Origin of the sequence: Nocardia sp. XZ_19_385, assembly GCF_015355755.1 — a bacterium.
Lineage (GTDB): Bacteria > Actinomycetota > Actinomycetes > Mycobacteriales > Mycobacteriaceae > Nocardia.
Genome location: NZ_JACVEE010000003.1, coordinates 529,384 through 548,658 on the forward strand (window position 1 = coordinate 529,384; position 19,275 = coordinate 548,658).

At 65.5% G+C, this 19,275-nt stretch carries 16 protein-coding genes; 10 read left to right on the forward strand and 6 right to left on the reverse strand.

Features of this window, described 5'->3' with window-relative positions:
- Nucleotides 1–211 precede the first annotated feature (211 nt).
- From IBX22_RS26065 to IBX22_RS37635, 4 genes are all read left to right on the forward strand, one after another.
- Entirely contained in the window at nt 212–1,726 is a 1,515-nt protein-coding gene (locus IBX22_RS26065) for a sugar transferase (protein ID WP_194818332.1), read from the forward strand.
- Nucleotides 1,726–3,861, forward strand: a complete 2,136-nt coding sequence (locus IBX22_RS26070) for a bifunctional SDR family oxidoreductase/aminotransferase class I/II-fold pyridoxal phosphate-dependent enzyme (protein WP_194818333.1) — start codon at nt 1,726–1,728, stop codon at nt 3,859–3,861. Before IBX22_RS26065 ends, IBX22_RS26070 begins: the two co-directional genes overlap by 1 nt.
- Before the next feature lie 195 nt (nt 3,862–4,056).
- Nucleotides 4,057–4,524 (forward strand): hypothetical protein, encoded by a 468-nt coding sequence (locus tag IBX22_RS26075; RefSeq protein WP_194818334.1) that lies wholly within the window; start codon nt 4,057–4,059, stop codon nt 4,522–4,524.
- Nucleotides 4,525–4,785: 261 nt separating this feature from the next.
- Nucleotides 4,786–5,811: a hypothetical protein gene (locus IBX22_RS37635; RefSeq protein WP_228539438.1), complete on the forward strand. Its 1,026-nt coding sequence runs from the start codon at nt 4,786–4,788 to the stop codon at nt 5,809–5,811.
- A gap of 74 nt (nt 5,812–5,885) precedes the next feature.
- Here the strand turns inward: IBX22_RS37635 and IBX22_RS26085 are convergent, their stop codons facing one another.
- On the reverse strand, nt 5,886–6,464 hold the full coding sequence (locus tag IBX22_RS26085; RefSeq protein WP_194818335.1) for a hypothetical protein: 579 nt from the start codon (nt 6,462–6,464) through the stop codon (nt 5,886–5,888).
- A gap of 589 nt (nt 6,465–7,053) precedes the next feature.
- On the opposite strand from IBX22_RS26085, the gene IBX22_RS26090 reads away from it, so the two are divergent.
- Nucleotides 7,054–8,616 carry a PQQ-binding-like beta-propeller repeat protein gene (locus IBX22_RS26090; RefSeq protein WP_194818336.1) on the forward strand — a complete coding sequence of 521 codons (1,563 nt, stop codon included), beginning with the start codon at nt 7,054–7,056 and terminating at the stop codon, nt 8,614–8,616.
- A gap of 178 nt (nt 8,617–8,794) precedes the next feature.
- Here IBX22_RS26090 and IBX22_RS26095 read toward each other — a convergent pair whose 3' ends face one another.
- A complete protein-coding gene (locus IBX22_RS26095; RefSeq protein ID WP_194818337.1) occupies nt 8,795–9,106 on the reverse strand; it encodes an EthD family reductase in 312 nt (103 codons plus the stop codon).
- A gap of 281 nt (nt 9,107–9,387) precedes the next feature.
- On the opposite strand from IBX22_RS26095, the gene IBX22_RS26100 reads away from it, so the two are divergent.
- Complete coding sequence (locus IBX22_RS26100) at nt 9,388–10,290, forward strand: LysR family transcriptional regulator (RefSeq protein ID WP_194818338.1); 903 nt, start codon at nt 9,388–9,390, stop codon at nt 10,288–10,290.
- 127 nt (nt 10,291–10,417) lie between these two features.
- Here IBX22_RS26100 and IBX22_RS26105 read toward each other — a convergent pair whose 3' ends face one another.
- Nucleotides 10,418–11,188, reverse strand: coding sequence for a DUF4190 domain-containing protein (locus tag IBX22_RS26105; protein WP_309234795.1), 771 nt, complete (start codon nt 11,186–11,188; stop codon nt 10,418–10,420).
- A 504-nt stretch (nt 11,189–11,692) separates the two neighbouring features.
- Here IBX22_RS26105 and IBX22_RS26110 point away from each other — a divergent pair.
- Nucleotides 11,693–12,436, forward strand: coding sequence for a dienelactone hydrolase family protein (locus tag IBX22_RS26110; protein ID WP_194818340.1), 744 nt, complete (start codon nt 11,693–11,695; stop codon nt 12,434–12,436).
- A gap of 133 nt (nt 12,437–12,569) precedes the next feature.
- On the opposite strand, the gene IBX22_RS26115 is transcribed toward IBX22_RS26110, so the two are convergent.
- Nucleotides 12,570–13,124 carry a hypothetical protein gene (locus IBX22_RS26115; protein WP_194818341.1) on the reverse strand — a complete coding sequence of 185 codons (555 nt, stop codon included), beginning with the start codon at nt 13,122–13,124 and terminating at the stop codon, nt 12,570–12,572.
- A gap of 165 nt (nt 13,125–13,289) precedes the next feature.
- Nucleotides 13,290–14,114: a DUF1206 domain-containing protein gene (locus tag IBX22_RS26120; protein WP_194818342.1), complete on the reverse strand. Its 825-nt coding sequence runs from the start codon at nt 14,112–14,114 to the stop codon at nt 13,290–13,292.
- 401 nt (nt 14,115–14,515) lie between these two features.
- On the opposite strand from IBX22_RS26120, the gene IBX22_RS26125 reads away from it, so the two are divergent.
- A complete protein-coding gene (locus IBX22_RS26125; RefSeq protein WP_194818343.1) occupies nt 14,516–15,565 on the forward strand; it encodes a hypothetical protein in 1,050 nt (349 codons plus the stop codon).
- A gap of 973 nt (nt 15,566–16,538) precedes the next feature.
- Here the strand turns inward: IBX22_RS26125 and IBX22_RS26130 are convergent.
- On the reverse strand, nt 16,539–17,141 hold the full coding sequence (locus tag IBX22_RS26130; RefSeq protein WP_194818344.1) for a hypothetical protein: 603 nt from the start codon (nt 17,139–17,141) through the stop codon (nt 16,539–16,541).
- Nucleotides 17,142–17,592: 451 nt separating this feature from the next.
- On the opposite strand from IBX22_RS26130, the gene IBX22_RS26135 reads away from it, so the two are divergent.
- On the forward strand, nt 17,593–18,450 hold the full coding sequence (locus IBX22_RS26135; protein ID WP_309234796.1) for an AraC family transcriptional regulator: 858 nt from the start codon (nt 17,593–17,595) through the stop codon (nt 18,448–18,450).
- Between the two features lie 91 nt (nt 18,451–18,541).
- The gene (locus tag IBX22_RS26140; RefSeq protein WP_194818345.1) at nt 18,542–19,237 is read left to right on the forward strand and encodes a DUF998 domain-containing protein; all 696 of its coding nucleotides are present in this window, start codon (nt 18,542–18,544) and stop codon (nt 19,235–19,237) included.
- Nucleotides 19,238–19,275: the final 38 nt, after the last annotated feature.

Sequence of the window (19,275 nt, forward strand, 5' to 3'; positions counted from 1 at the left end):
GGGGGAGTAAACCGACCGGCCGAGTTTTAGCTACCCTACGGAACACTTTGCCTGCCAGATCAATCCGTAGGTGAACCCGATTGTGTTCTGTAACAATTACCGGTTGGCCGCCGAATGACCGAACACCCCAGGCGGTTGATGCTTGCCGCGGGGACCGATCGACGGTGATCGGGGGTGACAATTCTCTCTCCCAGGGGGAGGTGCGTGTTCAATGAGCTTCGAGCTCACCGACGACGACGATCTCGAGGTATCGAGACGCTCGCGAGTCTTGCCACGTTCGGAACGCGAGCGCTGGCAGGCCGAGTATGTAAGGCGCTTGGGCGCAACGGATTTCGCCGTCATCGCGGCTGCCGTGGGCCTAGCGCAGATCATCCGTTTCGGCCGTCCCGCGGCCGAGACGCTGGCCTGGCCGATGCCCTACGAGATCGGCTACACCGTGGTCTCGGCGGTGCTGGCGCTGGCCTGGATGGGGTTCCTGGCCAGCGGCAATACCCGATCGCCGCAGGTGGTCGGCAGCGGCACCGAGGAATACCGGCGCCTGGTCTCGGCCACCCTGCGCCTGTTCGGGATGATCGCGATCCTGTCGCTGATCATGCGTGTCGAATTCGCCCGCGGATACCTGGCAATCGCATTGCCGCTCGGGTTGTTCGGGTTGATGCTCAGCCGGCTGGGCTGGCGGGTGCACGCGCGGCGGCGGCGGCGCGAACGCGGCGAGTACCTGGCCTCGGTGCTGGTGGTCGGTTCCCCGGAAGCGGCCAAGGCGATGGCGGGCGCGTTCTCCGAGGACCCGGCATCCGGGTATCGCGTTGTCGGCGTGTGCATCCCGGACGGTCCGGCCTCCACCACCGAATACGCACTCGCCGCCTCCGGGCGCAGCTTCTCGGTGGTCGGGGATGACCGGTCGGTCCTGGAGGCGGTGCGCCACAGCCGTGCCGACACCGTCGCGGTGACCGCCACCGACTACCTCGGTCCCGCCGAATTGCGCCGCATGGCCTGGGAACTCGACCCGCTCGGGATAGAGCTCATCGTCACCCCGGGCGTCGTCGACATCGCCGGCACCCGGCTGACCAACCGGCTCGTCGCGGGCATGCCGATGCTGCACATCGCGAAACCGCAGTACGACCGCGCCAAGTCGACCGGCAAGGCGGTGTTCGACGTCTGCTTCGCGGGCGGGGTGCTGTTCGCCATCCTCCCGGCGCTGCTCGTGATCGCGCTGCTGGTGAAGCTCACCAGTTCGGGGCCGGTGTTCTACCTGTCGGAGCGAATCGGGCGGGGCGGCAAGCCCTTCCAGATGATCAAGTTCCGCAGCATGTACGTCGGGGCGGAGCGCGAAGCTGCAGCACTCATCGAGCAGCAGGGCGGCAACCCGCTGAACTGGAAGATGAAGGAGGATCCGCGGATCACTCCGCTCGGCCGGGTGATCCGCAAGTTCAGCCTCGACGAGCTGCCGCAATTCCTGAACGTGCTGCGCGGTGACATGAGCGTCGTCGGGCCGCGCCCGCAGGTCCAGCGCGAGGTCGACACCTACGACAAGGAGATCCGCCGCCGGTTGCTGGTGAAGCCCGGAATCACCGGGTTGTGGCAGGTCAGCGGGCGGTCGGATCTCAGCCCCGAGGACTCGGTCCGGCTGGATCTGTCCTATGTCGAGAACTGGTCGATGGTGCTGGATCTGCTGCTCATCGCCCGTACCATCAGCGCGGTCGCCAAGGGCGAGGGAGCGTACTGATGATCCTGGTCACCGGGGCGGGCGGGTATCTCGGATCGGTGCTGGTGCCCGAGTTGCTCGCCCTGGGTCACCCGGTGACCGCCGTCGATACCTTCCCGTTCGGGGATGTCCTCGCCGAACATCCGCGGTTGCGGATCCAGCGCGGGGACGTGCGGCACCTGGAGTCGGCGATGCTGGACGGGATCGGCACGGTGATCTCGCTGGCGGCGATCAGCAATGATGAAGCCGGGCGGTTGAATCCGCGCTGGACGACCGCGGTGAACGAGAGCGCGGTCGCCCGGCTGGCGGGTCTCGCACGGGACGCCGGGGCCCGGCAGTTTCTGCACGCATCGACTTGCGGGGTGTACGGCGCGGCCGATGTGCTCCTGGGCGAGACCGCAACGCTCGCACCGTTGTCGGAGTACACGCAGTCGAAAGTAGATGCAGAGCAAGCACTTATCCGCGCGGCGACGCCGGAATTCCGGACGGTGTCGTTGCGGCTGGGCACGCTGTGCGGAGTAGCGCCGCGGATGCGGGTGGACCTGGCGGTCCACAACATGACCCACCACGCGCTGACCCGAGGCACGATCGGCATCGACGGGGACGGCGCGCAGTGGCGGCCGTTCCTGCATGTGCGTGATGCCGCGGCCGCCTTCGTCACCTGCCTGGAGCTGCGGTTGCAACGGCCGGTCTACAACGTTGTCGGGCAGAACATGCGGGTGCGAGAGCTGGCGGAGTTGGTGGCCAAGCAGTTCGACGACATCGACGTCGAGAGGCGCAGTAGCACAAACGATATTCGGAACTATCGCGTCGCCGGTGATCTGTTCACCGCCGAAACCGGTTTCGCCCCTGCGTATTCCGTGGCGGATGCGATCAAGGAAGTGCGGGGATACCTGGAGATCCCGGAACAGCTTGCCGCCGTGGGGGAGCCGCGCTTCTCGAAGGCCGCCACCATGGCGCGCATCCTGGTCACCCCGGTGATCGCGGGTGGTGATCCCGTGCGCCGCGAACCGCTGCCGCTGGCGGTTCCCCTGCTCGGCGCGGCCGAAGAGGCCGAAGTGCTCGACACCCTGCGCTCCGGGTGGCTCACCACCGGCCCGAAAACCAAACGCTTCGAGCAGATGTGCGCCGACTACCTCGGCGCCGGGCACGCCATCGCCACGAACTCCTGCACCGGAGCACTGCACGTCGGCCTGGCGGCCGCCGGTATCGGACCCGGCGACGAGGTGATCACTTCACCCATCACCTGGCCCGCCACCGCGAACGTCATCGTGCATCTCGGCGCCACCCCGGTCTTCGCCGACGTCGAACCCGACACCGGCAATATCGACCCGGCCGCCGTCGCCGCCGCGATGACCTCCCGAACGAAAGCCATTGTGCCCGTTCACCTTGCCGGTCAACCGTGCGACATGGACGCCATCACCGCCCTGGCCGAGGCGCACGGCGTGCTGGTCCTGGAGGACGCGGCCCACGCCATCGGCGCCGAGTATCACGGCCGCAAGATCGGCCGCCTCAGCACCATGACGGCATTCAGCTTCTATCCGACCAAGAACATGACCACCATCGAAGGCGGCCTGCTGGTCACCGACGACGACCACCTCGCCGACCGAGCCCGGATGCTCAGTCTGCACGGCATCAGCCGCGACGCGTGGAAACGCCACTCCGCCAACGGTTCTCCGCATTGGGAGCTGTATGAACCGGGCTACAAATACAACATGCCGGACATCGCCGCATCCCTAGGGCTGCACCAACTTCCGTGCCTCGACGAGTTCATCAGAATCCGTGCCTCCTACGCCGCTCGCTACGACGAACACTTCGCGGACCTTCCCGCAATCACCACACTTGCCCGCCGCACCGATTCCCGGCACGCCCACCACCTCTACGTGATCGCGCTCGAACCACATCTGATGACGCTCGACCGCGATGAGTTCATGGCCGCCTTACGCGCGGAAAACATCAGCACCGGAATCCATTTCAACTCCCTGCACCTACAGCCCTACTTCCGCTCCCGCGGCCTCACCCCTGACGCCTACCCGAACGCCCGCGACCTCTCCGCCCGCATCCTCTCGCTCCCGCTCTACCCCAAAATGACGCCCGCGGATGTCGACGACGTCGCCGCCGCCGTCACCAAACTGGCACGCGCCTACCAGCGCTGACCAGGGCCTTCCGTGGACCCGCGCGGACTGCTTCGGGCCGCGCGGGTTGCGGCATCAGCGACCGCCCGCTGATCCGCACCCGCTCGCCGCGCGAAGCGTGCGGGGTAACGACGGCAACCCGTTAGCCGATGGAACAATGAATACGAAGCCATCTCATGCAATCGCTCTTACCGCAATCGCAATTGAAAGGCTGAAATGTCCCACCGGAAACTTGCCAAAATCTCCCTCTCCGCCAGCGCGGCAGTAGCCGCCCTCATCGCCACCAGCGCTCCCGCTGCAGCCTCGAACTACCTCCCCGTCGAGCTCCCCATGATCACCACGGGCGCCCACGGCCTGGGCTGCTCCGGCGACGTCTGGGCAGTAGGCAACGTCTACCCCGACGGCGACGTCCCCGGCACCGTAATCCTCCAACTCAAAGGCTGGCTCAAGGTCTTCGGCGTCCCTGCCCCCTGGTGCACCCTGGCCCCCACAGTCCACTGGCGCAACCTCGACACCGGCGCCACCGGCCAAGCCTCCACCCCCCTCGGCGCCTGGCAACCCTTCTTCTGGTCGGCCCCCGTAGTAGGCAACCTCCGCCTCGTAACCGGCCCCGGCCAAGTCGAATTCACCCTCACCACCGACCTCCCCCACACCCCCAGCGTCACAAACTTCCGGGTGTACTGACACCAGCCCTCGGCCGTCGCCGAGCAAATGCCGCATTCTGTGACAGCTTCAGGAATGTTCAGGCCGCGAAGTTTCGGGAGCCCTGTGTCAGTGGGCTTCTCTACGCTGCCGTGCATGACCCGTTCCCGAACCAGACCGCACCACACTCCCTTCGCCCATGAGTTGGTCGGCACCGACCCTGGCGAGATGAACGCCGCCTCGTCCTCTGGGGCCTCGCTGGCGGGCGATGGTGGGCTCTCGCCTGTTGGGATGGCGTGAGAAGTGTTCAGACTCGATGGCGAAGTGGGTGTCTCCTACAGCCAGATCTACGTTGTGAGTGACCCATGCGACTACAGCCCGCGCATGCACGAGGCGTTCGCCGGACAGAACTCTGGACTGTGCGGCGCCGCGGTACCCGGCGCACTTTTCCTGAGCACCGGTTTGCACACCGGCAAAGTCGGCTTCACCGTCGAAGTGCGTAGTCACGCTCCCGCACTGGATCCGGCATGGGAAGAGGTCGTGGAGGTCTCCTTCTACCCGCTCTCGGAGCAGAGTTTCCTGTTGCAGTGGGCTGGTGAGGCTTCCTGGGAACTGGACTTGAAAGAAGGGCTCGACTACCGGGTGCGGTACTGCGCGCAGGGCATGGACCAGGCACGAGAGAAGGACGTCAGACTCGACGATGAGCCACTACAGGACCGTTACCTCCTACAGTTCTGGCCCGCCCCACCCGAACCGGACCGCATAGTGCGCCAAACCTCGCAGGACGCGGCCTCCTCCCATGCCTGGGCCCGAAAGCAACCCGATGCCGAGTTCCGCGTGCGGGCCATCATGGCCCAACGACGGGCACAGCTCACCCCTGAAGGCGCCGAATCGTTTCGCGACGCCGAATCTCCAAACGGGACCGCGGATATGGCGGTCATCTCCCGCGACGCCGATATCCAGTCTGTCCGCGAGCAGTTGACATCGCTGAGCTCCTATCCCACCGCGCTGCCCTGGGATTGGGCCGCCACCTTCGTCCTGCCAGCCGACGAGCGCGTCGGTTACATGGAAGCGTTCCTCGAAGAGATCGGTGAGCACGCCTTTGCCCTCGGTACTGTCCTGGCGTCGCTGGAATCCGGGCAAAACTACTACCTGGCCTTCGTGACACCAACCGAGTTCGAACAGCTCTCGCGGCTTCTCACCGCACACCGGATGAGCGCTGAAAGCGTGCGGTATGGCCGCTGGACGCCGCGTGCGAGCCCGGAACAGATCGCCGGAAGCAGCGCGATCAGAGCCTGGGCCGTTCACATTCCGCAGACCCCAAGCTGACCCCTTCGGACCGCGCGGGTCAGCGTGATCAGCGCGCGTTTCGTGTATCCGGCAGGCTCCTGCGGATGCCCTGCTCAGTCGTTGTCCACAATCTGCAGTAGGCCAAACGAGAACACCATCCAGCGGTGCTCGACGGCTCCGTCTGCCTCGACGATCCGGAACCTGTACGACTCGTAGGGTGGCCACAAGGCGCCCTCCTCGACTGCGGGCCCGAAGCGCTCGACAACTTCGTCACGCAGACAACTCCACGGCACCAGATCAGCGAGGCCGGACAGGGCAGCGCGTGGAGCATGGGCCACCCGTGCGAATCCGGCATTGTGCGCGATGGGAAGGTCTGGCGAGGCCAGATAGAAGAACTCCAAGTCCGGCCAAAGGGGCAGTCTGGAGTAGGTGCAACGGGTCAGCGTGACCGGTTGGCTGCCCTTGGATTGCTCGGTGTGCAGCGAATCCGGCGGCCCCAGCAAGGCTGGAACCTGCTCGAACCATACCGAAGGCCGGAGGATCTGCTCGTATTCGACTGCGATGCTGTCCATTTCGCTGTGGTCGGCATCCAACGCTGTGAGTGCTTTCTCGACGAGGGAATCGTTGCCCCGGAACATGGACAGCAGTCTCAGTTGAAATGTGCGAATGCCGGCGCCGTCGGTGGCAGTCATGCCTATCTCCCTGCCCTAGATCATGCGGCCCACTGTTAGCCATCCTCACTCACACCGTAGTCAGCAGGATCGAATGTGCTCAGTTGCAACGACTCTGCACCGGCGGCCGCCGCGGCTTGGCTCGCGTCGATACCGAAATGTTCGACGGGGCGTACTCGCGGCGTCCACCGGGAATGGTGCGCCTCGGGCGATTAGGGTCGACGCTGTGTCCCGCGCTCGCCGATCTCTCCTACGCTCGCCTACTTCAACTTGACCATCACGCGGGGCAGCCTGCGCTTCACTCGGTTCGCTGACGTCTGGATGCGCGGTGTGCGGCTGGTAGACACGAATGTCAGCCAAACCGACTGGCGGAAGCCCAGCTGATCGATTCAGCCTGGTCAGCAGTCGAGACCATCAATGCCAAACTGAACTCTGTCCGTTTCGAGCTGCCGACTTCGCCAGCGGTCTCGACGCCCTCGACGGCGCAACCATCGGTGTCTGCCAGCTGATGGACCTCGCCCCAGCCTTCGCGGACGAATTGGGCATCATTGTCCTGGCACGCTAGCTAGGTGTGCCGCTGCCCCCAGGCCCGCGTTTATGCTCAGGGCATATGACCAGTTCAGCGATATTGACGGTGGAAAGAGTTCTCGGCGAGGAGCCCTTTGCCGAGATAGGGATGTTGGGGCAGGTAGTTACGCGGGGCGAAATCACTGTGGCAGCAGGAGATGTCGGCCGACTGCGGTTCGATATCGGCAGTCAGGCAGGCGGCTGGTCGACGGGTTGGCAGCTCGGCGTTTACGGGCCGGAGGGGCGGTGCAGGCATCTGATGTCCACGGGATATCCGGTCCATTCGATCGATATCCACCCGACGTTGCCGCTCATCGCGATCGGCGTTGGGGACTATGACGGCGGCTATTTCTTCGAAGGTGAACTCCTGCTGCTCGATGCCGAATCGGGGCGCCTGACCCGTGCACTCCGGGATGGACGTGAGGTCCGGAAGGTGCAGTGGCACGGAGAGCAGACGCTCCGGATGATCCTCGGGCCGATCAGCGACCACGATGTCGAGGAGCCGTGGACCCGTGGGGTCGACGTGAAAATAGAACGAAGCGACTGGTCCGCGGTCTCCGAACGTTCGATCGATCGTGCCGAACTGTCCGGGCCGGAGATCGACTGCGAGCAAGTGACCAGACGGACGAATGTCGATCGGACCTCGCGGCGGCAGGTGTGGGACATGGCTCGGCTGGCTGACGGACGCGTGCTGGCGGCCTTGGGTGGCGTTCAGCTGGAGTCGTGGCTGCCTTCCGGCGAGCGCGAGTGGGTGCTCACCTCGCAGTCTGTTGGCAGGCAGATCGAAGTCTGTGCTGATCAGCAGTCGGCATGGACCAATACCGCATCGGATCAAATCTGGACCAGCTCAGGGTTGATCGACCCGTCCTCCTCAGTGGCCAGGGTCTCGCTGGCTGACGGACAGGTGATCGAGACATTGGCCCCGGGCTTCCCGGTGATCGCCACAATGGATACCAAAGGGTGGCTCGCTCTGCGCAATTCGAAGTACGCCGCGAATCCCACCGAGGTGGTCTTGATTGGGCCGGACAATCAAGCCGTACAGTCGGTGACGCTCGGTCGACTCGACGCTCTCAACTACTCATTCCAGGTCCGCCGAGCATCTACGCTCTACTTTGTCGCTGGTTCCAGCGACAGCATCTGGAACGGCACCACCCAGGTCGTGTCGGTCGACGCGACGTCGGGCACCGTGACGCCCCTATTTCCTCTGGCGTGGGAGGACCAACCCGACGGTTACGCATGCAGCGCCGGTCCCGCTATTCAGGTACGCGACGCCGTAATTCATGCGGGCGCTATTTCGAGCAATCGTGCAGCGCTGCCGGGGAACCGGTTCGTGGTCCGCCGGCACCTACGTGATGGCGCACCCGAGTGGGTCTTCACCGCCGACTACCCGATTACCGCGCTCGACGGAGACGACGAGACGGTGTTCATCACGCTCTACTCCGGCGAACTGCTCGCTCTGGACGCCGCGACCGGCGAAATGCGTTGGCGTCAACCACTGGCAATCCGTGAAATACCCGTAGTGCCAATGTCATTGGTCGCCGAGCCAAGCCGCCTGCTGATCGGAACTCTCGATGGCCGAATCCTGGACTGCTCCGTCCGACCTTGAGACGCCGCCTAGAGTGGTGCGCGCCTCATGATCCGCGCTCATCGGTGCGGGTTCAGGCGGTCGCATCGGCCCCACCTTGGACGCTCAGTGAACCGGCAACCGCAAACGGTGTCCCGCCGATAGCCGAACCTGGCCCGCATCGGCCGACCGAACGCGTCCCGGAGCGTGCCGTCCTGCCTCAGCCGGCGCTGTCCTGCACCGGATAGTCGATGATGACCACACCGCCGGTGGCGTAGTTGGCGACATCGTCGGCCGCCCGCTGGCCTTCCGGCGACGCCGAAGCCGCGGCCATGGCGGCGGCGTCAGCGAAGTCGGCTTCGAAGACCGCGAAATACGGTGCTTCTCCCTCGGTCGCCGCCACGTCGAAGCTGTAGCGCCACGCAAGCAGGCCGGGCATCTTCATGGCCAGTGGCAGGTGGTTGGTCACGTAGTAGTCGCGGAAGTGGTCAGGGTCGGCGGGCTTGGGATAAAGGACCAGCAACTTATGCATGACGACCTCCGTCCAGCGGCGAGACCACAACACCTTGGGTGACCTGGGAGCTGCTGCTGTGAACTGACGCCGACCTCGTTAGGTGCGGAGCATCGAGATCCGGCTGCGGACGGAGGTGGTTTCGAGGAGCGCGGGGGAGTCGGTGGCCCGCCCCAGCGGTAGGTCGCCCGCGAAGTTGTTGAATCGTCATATGCGCAGGTTAGGGCTTGATGTGCGGTCGAGGGAAAGACCGATTCGGGATAGGCTCAGAACGGATCATTATCAATCGAGGGGGAGGGCACGTGGCGCCGGATACGGTGAGCCTGCGGTACTTCCTGGTGCTGGCACAGGAATTGAACTTCACCCGCGCGGCCGCACAAATCGGTATCGCGCAGCCCGCACTCAGCGCCCGGATGCGCCGATTGGAGGCGGAACTCGGTACGAGCCTGCTGGTTCGCAACACGCGTAGCGTCGTATTGACCACGGCCGGTGCGGCTTTGGCGGAGTCCGCGCCGCCCGCGCTGGCGGCCCTGGACCGGGCATGGGACGCCGCCCGGAGCGCGGGGGCCGGTGAACTGGGCACGCTGCGCGTCGGATACAGCCTCAGTATGGGAGCCGAGACGGCACCGGCCTTGGTGGACAGGCTGATTCGCGGCAACAGCGGACTCGAGGTCGGCGCGGTCCCGATGGCGACACCGGAGATCTCCCCGGCGGTCGCCGACGGCCGCATCGATGCCGGGATCACCCGCGGTGAACAGCCGGGCCATGGCGTGCGCCGGTTCCTGCTGCGGAGTGAGCGCATCGGGGTCCAGTTGGCACAGCATCATCCGCTGGCCGAACATCCGGAGATCGGGATCGCCGACGCGGCCGCGTATCCGCTACGACTCCCGGACCGTGCGGCCAACCCCGTGATCCACGATGAGCTGTCCGCACTGTTCCGCAACGCCCGCCCACGCCCCCGATTCCGCACGCCCGCAGTCGCTTTCGACATGTATCAGCGCGACCTGCGCGACGGGCTCACCCTCGCCCCGGCCGGAGAATCCGCGGTCCCGGCCCTATCGGCCGGTCTCACCTGGCGACCGCTGCGGGGCGCGCCCAGCCTGACGATCCACCTGGTCCTCCCACGCGAGCAGTCGCCACTACACCGCCGCATCCGTGCCGTCGCCAAAACCCTGGCGCACGAGTTGCACTGGCTACCGGACTGACGCGCAAAAGGTCGAGCGAGACGGACATCTGCGGTGGCGAGGCCGAAGGCCTTGCGCCCGGCGAACTCGCGACGACGGCGGTCTTGCCGATTGTCCGACATTATCCGGGCATTGGCGTCCGCATGCACTAACGCGGTACCGCGCCGATCAGCTTGCTGCCGCCCTTATTGGTGACCAGGCAGTGCACCTCCCGGCTGCGCGACCAGCTAACCGAATCGATCGGGTAGAGGTAGTACGCGCCCAAGTTGTTCCACATCGGACTGTTGCCGAGCACGAATTCCAGCTTGCCGAGGCACATCTGCTCGGCCTGCGAGATGACGGACCGCTCACCCGGCCACGAACCCTTGGGCAACTCGAATTCGGCGATCACCTCGGCCTCGTGGGCTTGGGCGCACGGCGTCACCTGCACCCTGACGAGCCTGCCGGTTCTGTCATTCAGTCCGTCGACGCAGTCACCCGTCCGGACATTGAAGACGGAATCGTCCCCCGCACTCGTAACCTCGCCGCGCGAGTTTCGCTCCGGTCCGCCGAGGACACCCCCCGTAGCGATGGCGACCAGCACCAACACCCACGCGCCGGACGCCACCAGGCCGCCGATCGCCAAACCCTTGCCCTCCTGGCGACGCGACTTGATCTGACCGAGCGCGGCAATGCCGAACGGCACCGCCAGCAGCCAGCCGCCTATCAGCCCGAACACCAGACTTGCGATCGCTAATCCATTGACCCCTCGCTGCCGCGGTGCCCCATAAGGGTCGCGCGGCATCGGCGGATAATCCGGCCCAATAGGCACGCCCGCACCGCCGCCCGGCGAGGCATACTCCGCAGTGGACGAATGCCCTTGCGGCGGTTGCTGATTCGGATACATCGGGCCAACGCCTCCATCAAATACCTGACCCATCCAGCACAGGCCAACCGGATAACCTACCCCGCTCGTGGATCGGCTTGACAGCCCGCTCCCTCAACTGCCGGAGCAGGCTCGCCGACCGCGGCGACCGAAACCGCTTCGCGGACAGCGGGTCCCGGTCAGATTATTTCCCCGTTTCTCCGCTCGAACTGCACCAGGCGACCGAAGGACGTGAACTCACTATTCGGCAGATCAGTGCGTCCGGCGAGCAGAGATCATGTCGGCCCGTTGGCCTTCGATTCGGCGTCATGCGCCAAAGGTCAACGCGCTGAGATCATCTCAGCGTCTGACCTGCGTTGCCCCAAAGCTGCGCGCCGGCGATGTCGGAACAGGAGCGGCGCGAGCAACGCCGCGTCCACCACCCGGAGTTGCTCGCGGCGAAGTCGGGTCTGCGAGGTTCGCGCGGCCCCTACCATTCCGCCGGCCTGACCGATGCCACGTTCTGCCTGCGGCAGAACAGCAAGCTGGTCCGGGTCGACGATCACTACGGTCGATCTCATGGCAACGGTTACCACGCGCACGGTCCGATACCAGGCCGATGGCCTGACAATGGTCGGGCACCTCGCTCTCCCTGCCGGTGACCAGCGCCGTCCGGCGGTGCTCCTCGGCCCAGAAGGGCCAGGGCTCAGCGATGTCGAGCGCCACCGGGCCGAGGCCTTGGCCGAGCTCGGCTACGTGGCCCTCGCCTTCGACCTGCACGGCGGCCAGTACCTGGCCGACCCTGAGGCCATGCTGGCTCGTTGCATGCCGCTGCTCGACGACCCCGGCCGGATGCGGGACATCGGACACGCGGCGCTCGACGTGCTGCGTGCCGAACCGCGGACCGATCCCGGCCGGATCGCCGCGATCGGCTACGGCACCGGCGGCGCGATCGCACTGGAACTCGGGCGGGCCGGAGTCGACCTGCGCGCGATCGCGACTGTCAATGGACTGATCACCGGCCGGCCGGGCGAGGCGGCGCGCATCCGCTGCCCCGTCTGGGCCGGGGTCGGGTCCGAAGACCCGATCATGTCCGCCGCGAAACGCGAGGCGTTCGCCGCCGAGATGCAGTCCGCGAGCATCGACTGGCGCCTCGTGGTCTACGGCGGCGCCCTGCACGCCTTCCATCATCCGCCGGTCGACCAGCCCGTGGTCCCCGGCGTCGGCTATCACGCCCGGCACGCGCAACGGGCCTGGCGCGATGTCGTCGAGCTGCTCGGTGACAATCTGAACGACGAAGCGGAGAGCATCGTCGGCTCGTAACCGGATACGTCGGCTCCGCGTAACCGGGCAGTTGCCGGTCTGTGGCACGAGTTGGGTTGGGCAGGATGACAGTTCAAGCGGAGCACGGCGGTTCGGCGATAGACCGCGCCACGCGACTATGTGAGGGCTGGGCTCACCACCGGCGGAGGCCTCTCGGTTCGGATCTCGCGATGACCAGGTCAGGATTTCGCCTGAGCAGTTCAGCTGCGATCTCGTCCAGTGATATCGGGCGTAGCCAGCGCTCCGAGATGGCGAGGGGGTAGCCGACCCAGATCTTGCCGATCGGGCCGTAGACCCATCTGGGCCAACGCCTTTCGGTGAGCTTCGGCTTGGGCTCGACTAGTTCGATAGCCAGGTACCTCATGGTGTGCACTGTGCTCAGATGGATACGCGATATCCCGGCCCACGGGATTCGGCCGAATGGGCCGAGCGTTACCCCTTGATCGTCGACTGCCACATCGGGTGCAGGGCGGATGAAGTGGTGCAGTCCGAGGAGCAGAGAGAGGGCTCCCGAAATGAGAGCAGCGAACACGGGAAACGTCAGTGCGGATTCGGTGGTGGTGGTCGTCATGAGTAGCAACCAGCCGACCGCGATCCCTATCAGCCCCAACACGATCATCTCTACCCAACGGACCCACGAAGATCGAAAGATCGTTGGCGGATTCGGTAATTCCTGACGCTGGTCCACGTTCATCGACTGTAGTGCTCGCCGTTCGGCAGGCAGAGGTCAGCGCGAACATCGTGGCGGGTAACGGTGCCTGCACTGGATGCACTCACCTCGGCAATAGCGGGCGTTCGGCCGGTGCCAGAAGCCTCGAGGCTGTTGTTCTTTCACGCGCCTCAGGCGGTGCGGCTAGTGGACCTTGCGGAACCGGGCGTCGAAAAACGTAAAGATCGCGAACGCGGCCAGGCCGAGCGCAACGATGAGCAGCAGCACGGTGCCGTACGGCTCGGCAGCCAGGGTCTTGAGCGCCACGTCCAGCCCGGTCGCCTTCTGCGGCTGGCTCTGCACGGCGGCCACGATGACGAGCACCCCGGCGCCCGCGTACACCGCACCGAGCGCCGCGTACCCGACCTGCCCGAGCCGGACCACGACCCGTTCCGTCGACCGGCTCGCCTTGCGGAAGTCCTGCTCTTCGTGGAACCGCTTCGACCAGCCATGACGGGCGACGAACAGGCCCGCGACGACGATCGCGAGCCCGATGGCGATCACCACCGGCTTGCCCCACTCCTTGCTGAGCAGGCTGCCGATGAGACCGAGCTGAGCCTGGTCGGTCGACGAGGCCGGCGACCCGTTCGCGAGCTTGGCCGCGCTGTAGGCGAGGTAGCCGAACAGAACCGCCTCGCCGAAGTTCATCGCGCGCAGCAGCTTCTGCTTCCGGCTGTCCCGCGCGCCGGTGAAGGCCTCGAGCAACTGCCACACCACGGCGACCCCGAGCCCGACGGCGATTAGCCAGAGCACGAACACGCCGCCGGTGTTCTCCGCGAGGTTCTGCAGCGCGCCGGTCTTGTCCGCTTTCCCGACCCCGCCGCCGTCGAGGTCACCGAGCGCGACCTGAACGCAGACCCACGCCACGAGGAGGTGAACTACGCCGTACGCCACCAGGCCCACCCGCACCGCCAACTGGAACGGCGCGCTGCCGGCCACCTCGTGATGGACCTGATTCGACTTATTCATAACCACACCACGAGAAGACCGTAACCGCGCGAGGTCTCGCTGGTACCCGTAATGCACGCGCTGCTGCCAGCCACCCGGCGGTCATCGAGGGGGGCCGCCACGCCGCGAGGACATCGCAGGACACCTGGTGCGCCGGAGGCAACCGCCTCAGGGCCTTCCTCGAGGGCATGGAATCTGCCTCGGGCGCAGAAGATTACCCAGCAATGCCCGGTTGTAAACTGCCTGTATAGACACAGCGTCAAGGGGACTCTACGATCGACTGTTCTGCAGCCGCAGGGCAACACGCTGCTGTCTCGACAGCCCGGGGGAAAGTTCTTCCTGTGCAAAACAATTCATCCGTGGAGTCCGGCGCTCCCACGCCTACTCCCTGGGCTGCAGAGCCCCCGACGCCCGAGAACACCATGGACACAGCCCTGCCGGCCCCCGCACGGAAATCTCGGCGCAAGCTCGTGCTGTCGCTGATCGCGCTGGCCGGCGTCTGCGCCGGAGTCGGCGGGATCGCTGGATATCTTGCCCTGCAAAGTAATTCGGTGCAATACGCGGTCGGCGACTGCGTGAAATTCGACGCCAGCAGCGACATCTCGGAACAGGACTGCGACGACGCGACGAATTCGCAGTACCGCATCGTGGCCCGCGGATCCGTGGCGGTCGTCCCGGAAGCACCCTGCATGAAGTATCAGAACGCCACCAGGACCGCCGTCGATCCCACCGACACCAAAACGGTGCTGTGTCTCGCGCCAACCCAGTACAACAGCACGGACCCGGGCGCATTACACCCGCACGATTGCGTCGAAGCCAAGAACGAAGGCGAAACTATAACGCGCACAAGCTGTCTCACCTTCAGCAACAACACCCACCGAGTAGTCGGCACTGAGCTGCGGCCGCGGGTTCCGGTCACCGACCAGGCCTGCCGCACCCACCCCACGGCCCGCGGCGCCTACGCGCAGGCCTCGCTCGGCGGTCGCGCGATCGTGGTGTGCGTGGTCCCGGTCGATCCGAAGGAGATCGGAAACGTCCAAGTCGGCGACTGCACAGATGCGACTCTTGCCAGGCTGGTCGAGTGCAAGACGCCGGACGCCAAACTTCGAGCGCTCGCCGTTCGCACGGTCTACCAGCGCCCCGCCAGACCGGAATGCCTCGGCGTACCCGGCGCCACCGCGGTATCGGTACGGTCCGGCAACAAGACCGACCTGGTGTTCGTCTCCTGCTGGGGCCCGGTCCCCGAAAACCGGCCCATCTACGCCCACGCGGGCGATTGCCTCGCCTTCCCCGCCTCCGCGCCAACGGCTTTGGCCACGCGAGTGGACTGTTCGGACCCCGCGGCGGACCGCAACGTCCTCGCCCGCGTCGACAGCACCAACCGCGACGACTGCCCGGGCGCGGCCACCTCGGGAATCACCTGGGACGACATCCCGGCCGGCCCGCTGACCATCTGCCTGTCCCGGCGCTGACGCCGCACCGGCGGATCGACCATCCGTGTCCGCCGCTGACCTCACCCCGCCTGCGGCGTCTCGGCGGTACGTGAGCCACGGCCGCCTGCACCGGTAGAGCTGGGCTTCGTCGAATCGGGAATGGACGATCCGACAAGCGGTGAGGATGTGGCCCGTTGACCTAGACCGATCAGCCTATCGACTGAGGCGACAAGTGAGCTGACGGCCGGCATGTCTTGGACATGCCCGCCGCCAGCTTGTATTTGCACGGTCGGCTGACAGCCCATGGCGCGAGATGGCCTGCACGGCAACGGCTCTGACCAAATTGGCTGATGTCGCAGCCGAGCTCGATTCGGCAGATAAGCGGCAGATGCGGATGTCCGAACGCGCCGGTCGCGATATGAGCGCACACCTCGGCTGAGCATAGCCAGTGTGGCCATGATCTCCTGGCAGCCTGCTCGGTGAAACATCGACTCCCGATGGACCGATGCGACCATCATGGATTCCAATCACGCAGATAGCTACCCTATGTACGTTAATCACGCACCTGGCGTAGCTTTGCTCATCGGAATTCTCGTCCTCACCCCCTCGTGGTGGTGACACTTCGGTGGCGCGGCAAGTCTTGGCTCGTAGTGGTGCTCGGTGGTGCGGCCGCGGTGGTCATCGGCTACGTCGTGGGCCAGGCTGCAATCCCTCTGATTTGGTGAAGACCGTTGCCCACGGAGTCGATCACCGTATTCGCGCCCGCTGGCATGTGCGGATGTCCTGAGCCGCAACCGATCTCACCCACCAACCGAGCAGGTACGGCGTTCACGAGCGCGCGGTATGCGGTGACCGCCTGAGCCCGCAGGCATGATGGTGCGTTACCGATGCTGGGATGATCTGCCCGTTGATCCACCGCAGGCTCGCGCTGGTCGCTTGGGACCACGCGATCCGAACGCTCAGCCCGATCAAGGGCGAGCGCCAATCCACCAGACCCCGATCCGACCGGTGATCAGGTGTCATGTGCGATCGTGATCATCCGACTGGCCGGGTCAACCACACTGGGCCAGCCCGTACCCGGCGCCGGCCCGACCCATTTGCGACCGTCATCTTCAGTCCATTCGCAACCTGCGGGCTCGCCACCATCGAGGTGCACATCGAGGAAGTTCGACGCCTGCCATCGAGCGGAGGTCGCGATGCCAGTGGGGAGCGGATTGAGCGGCGACAGCCAGGAGATGTGGGTGAGGTAGGGGTCGGCCCACCGCCCTCCGAAGATTCCCCTGGCAGTGCTGTATCGCACGCACAGCGCCAACTCCGTGTCGATCCAGCACTCCTCGACCGAGATCGAACGGCCACGGTTCGCAAGGAAGACAAAGTTCTCGGCGACAGCAACAGCCCACCGGCGACACGGCTCGAACATGAGATCCGCGAATGTCGGATCCGCCGGTCCTGGATCGACCTCCTCTTTTGGCTGCCGACGAGAACGGGGCACCGCGGAGCCGCTGTGGGCGTATACCACCATGTGTGTGACATTCGTGGCGTCGGAGACCGTAGATTGATCCAACTCGGGCTGGTCGTCGCTGTTGTCGGGGACGAGCCCGGTGCCGGGGATCACCGGCAGGGGCGCACGGCGCCCTTCCTGAAGGAAATGTTCACGCGCCCACCGTATCTGCCCCTTCCCGCCGCCCGCAACACACGTCCAGGCAACTGCTGGTGGTGCGCCCGGCGCCTCCGCGCGCTGTCACCGATGGTCTGCCAACCCGATCAGGGCCAGCTCCGCAGCGCGGTCTCGTAAAGCGTATCGGTCCGGGGTTTCCTCCCCGATCTCGCCGGTCTCGTCTCGATTCCAGGCGGCCGTGGCTGCCTCGGCCAACTCTAGGGGCAAGCGAACGGAGACCGGCTGAACTCGAGGGGCGATACATTCGCCAATATCGTGCGTTCACCGGCAACCGTGATGCGTTCGGCCGTTGATCTTCCGCAGTCTCGCTTCGGACCGCGCGGGTCGCGGCGGAAGCGGGCGGTCGAGCTGGGATGGCGGACCAGCTTGCGATCCGTAGCCTGGATGGGTGGGAGTTGTGGATATCGGCTGCGGGCCTGGTGTGGGTTGGGATTTCGCGGGTTCGTCTGCTGCCGCGCCGTTGGGTGGCGCGATCATCGGGTACCGCGATGTGGGTGGCGCTGGGTTGGACTTGCGGGTTGCCGCGACGGCGGCGGTCGCCGTGATGATCGAGTTCGGGGGCCGTGAGTTGATTGTCGACGACGCTGGTGGCCGGCAGACGTTGGGCAGTTTCGTCGTGGGACTTCCCATGGCTCCCATGCGTATTCGTAGCAGGCAGGCCGAGTGGGTAGAGGTTCGCTTGTCGCCGATCCGGGCGTACTCCCTGTTGGGTATTGCCGCAACCGATCTGGGCCGTGGCGTTGTCTCGTTGGAGGAGCTGTGGGGATCGGAGGTCCGGCGACTCCGGGAGCAACTCGCGGACGCGGGGACTTGGGAGGAACGGTTCGCCCTGACGAAATCGTTTCTGGCACAGCGCGACAGGCCGACGCGGACGCCGGATCCCGAGGTGATGGCCGCCTGGCATCGCATACTCGCTTCCGGTGGTCAGGTGAAGGTCGGCGAGCTCGCCGGCTCCCTCGGATGGAGCCGTAAGCGGCTGTGGGCGAGGTTCGAATCCCAGATCGGTCTGACACCCAAGCGGGCGGCGATGCTGGTCCGATTCCGTTGCGCGGTAGACAGTTTGCTGGCGGGCCGGCCCGCCGCCGACGTCGCGGCGGTATGTGGGTACACCGATCAGGCTCACCTGTGCCGGGATGTGTCGATCTTCGCGGACCGCACACCGGGGGCGCTGCACGCGGACAACCTGCCTGCCATCGCCCTGGATCGGTACCGGGCCTGGGGAACATTTTTCCAATCCCAGGGGTGATCTATCGGTCGATAGTGGTGTTCACCTCGGTGTGTTCGGCGAGCCGAATGCACTGAGCCCGCACCCGATTGACGACGAGAGGGCACCTATCGTGACCGACACCCTTCACCCTGCGAAGCTACAGAACCGCCCTGGAGAGCAGTCGGTGACGACACTGCTGCTGGCCGGCGGTGTCGTTGGTCCGCTGCTCAACATCGTTGTCATTCTTGTCCTCGGGGCCATACGCCCTGACTACAACGCCTGGGTAGTCCCCGACAGCAACCTCGAACTGGGGCCTGGTGGGTGGATGCAGATAACCAACTACATCGTCACCGGAGCGCTCCTGCTCGCTTTCGCCCTCGGGACGAGGCGGCTTCTGCGAACAGGACGTGGGTCCACCTGGGTGCCGATCCTGCTGGGCATCTATGGCCTGACCTTCGTCGCCATCGGGCCTATCCTTCCCGATCCGTCGCTGGGTTATCCGCCGGGAGCGCCGGAGGTGCTGACCGTTCACGGCGCCATCCATAGTCTCCTCGGTCTGGTTCAGTTCACTTCGTTGGTTGCGGCTTGCTTCGTGCTGGCACGGCGCGATAGGGCCCTCGAAAGGCGCGGCTGGGCTTGGTATTCGGTCGCCACCGGCGTGCTGGTCGCCATCTCTTATGTCGTCTTCGTCCTTCTCGCCAAATTGTCCGATGGGGGACCGGCAGGGCTCATCGAACGGCTGGGGATCATTGCCAGCGGCATTTGGATTGCTCTGCTGGCGATCCGCCTGATGATCGGAAACGACGACAGATCAACCGGACGGTAATCGACTGTTCCAGTGCGTTGCCGATACTGAGATGATCT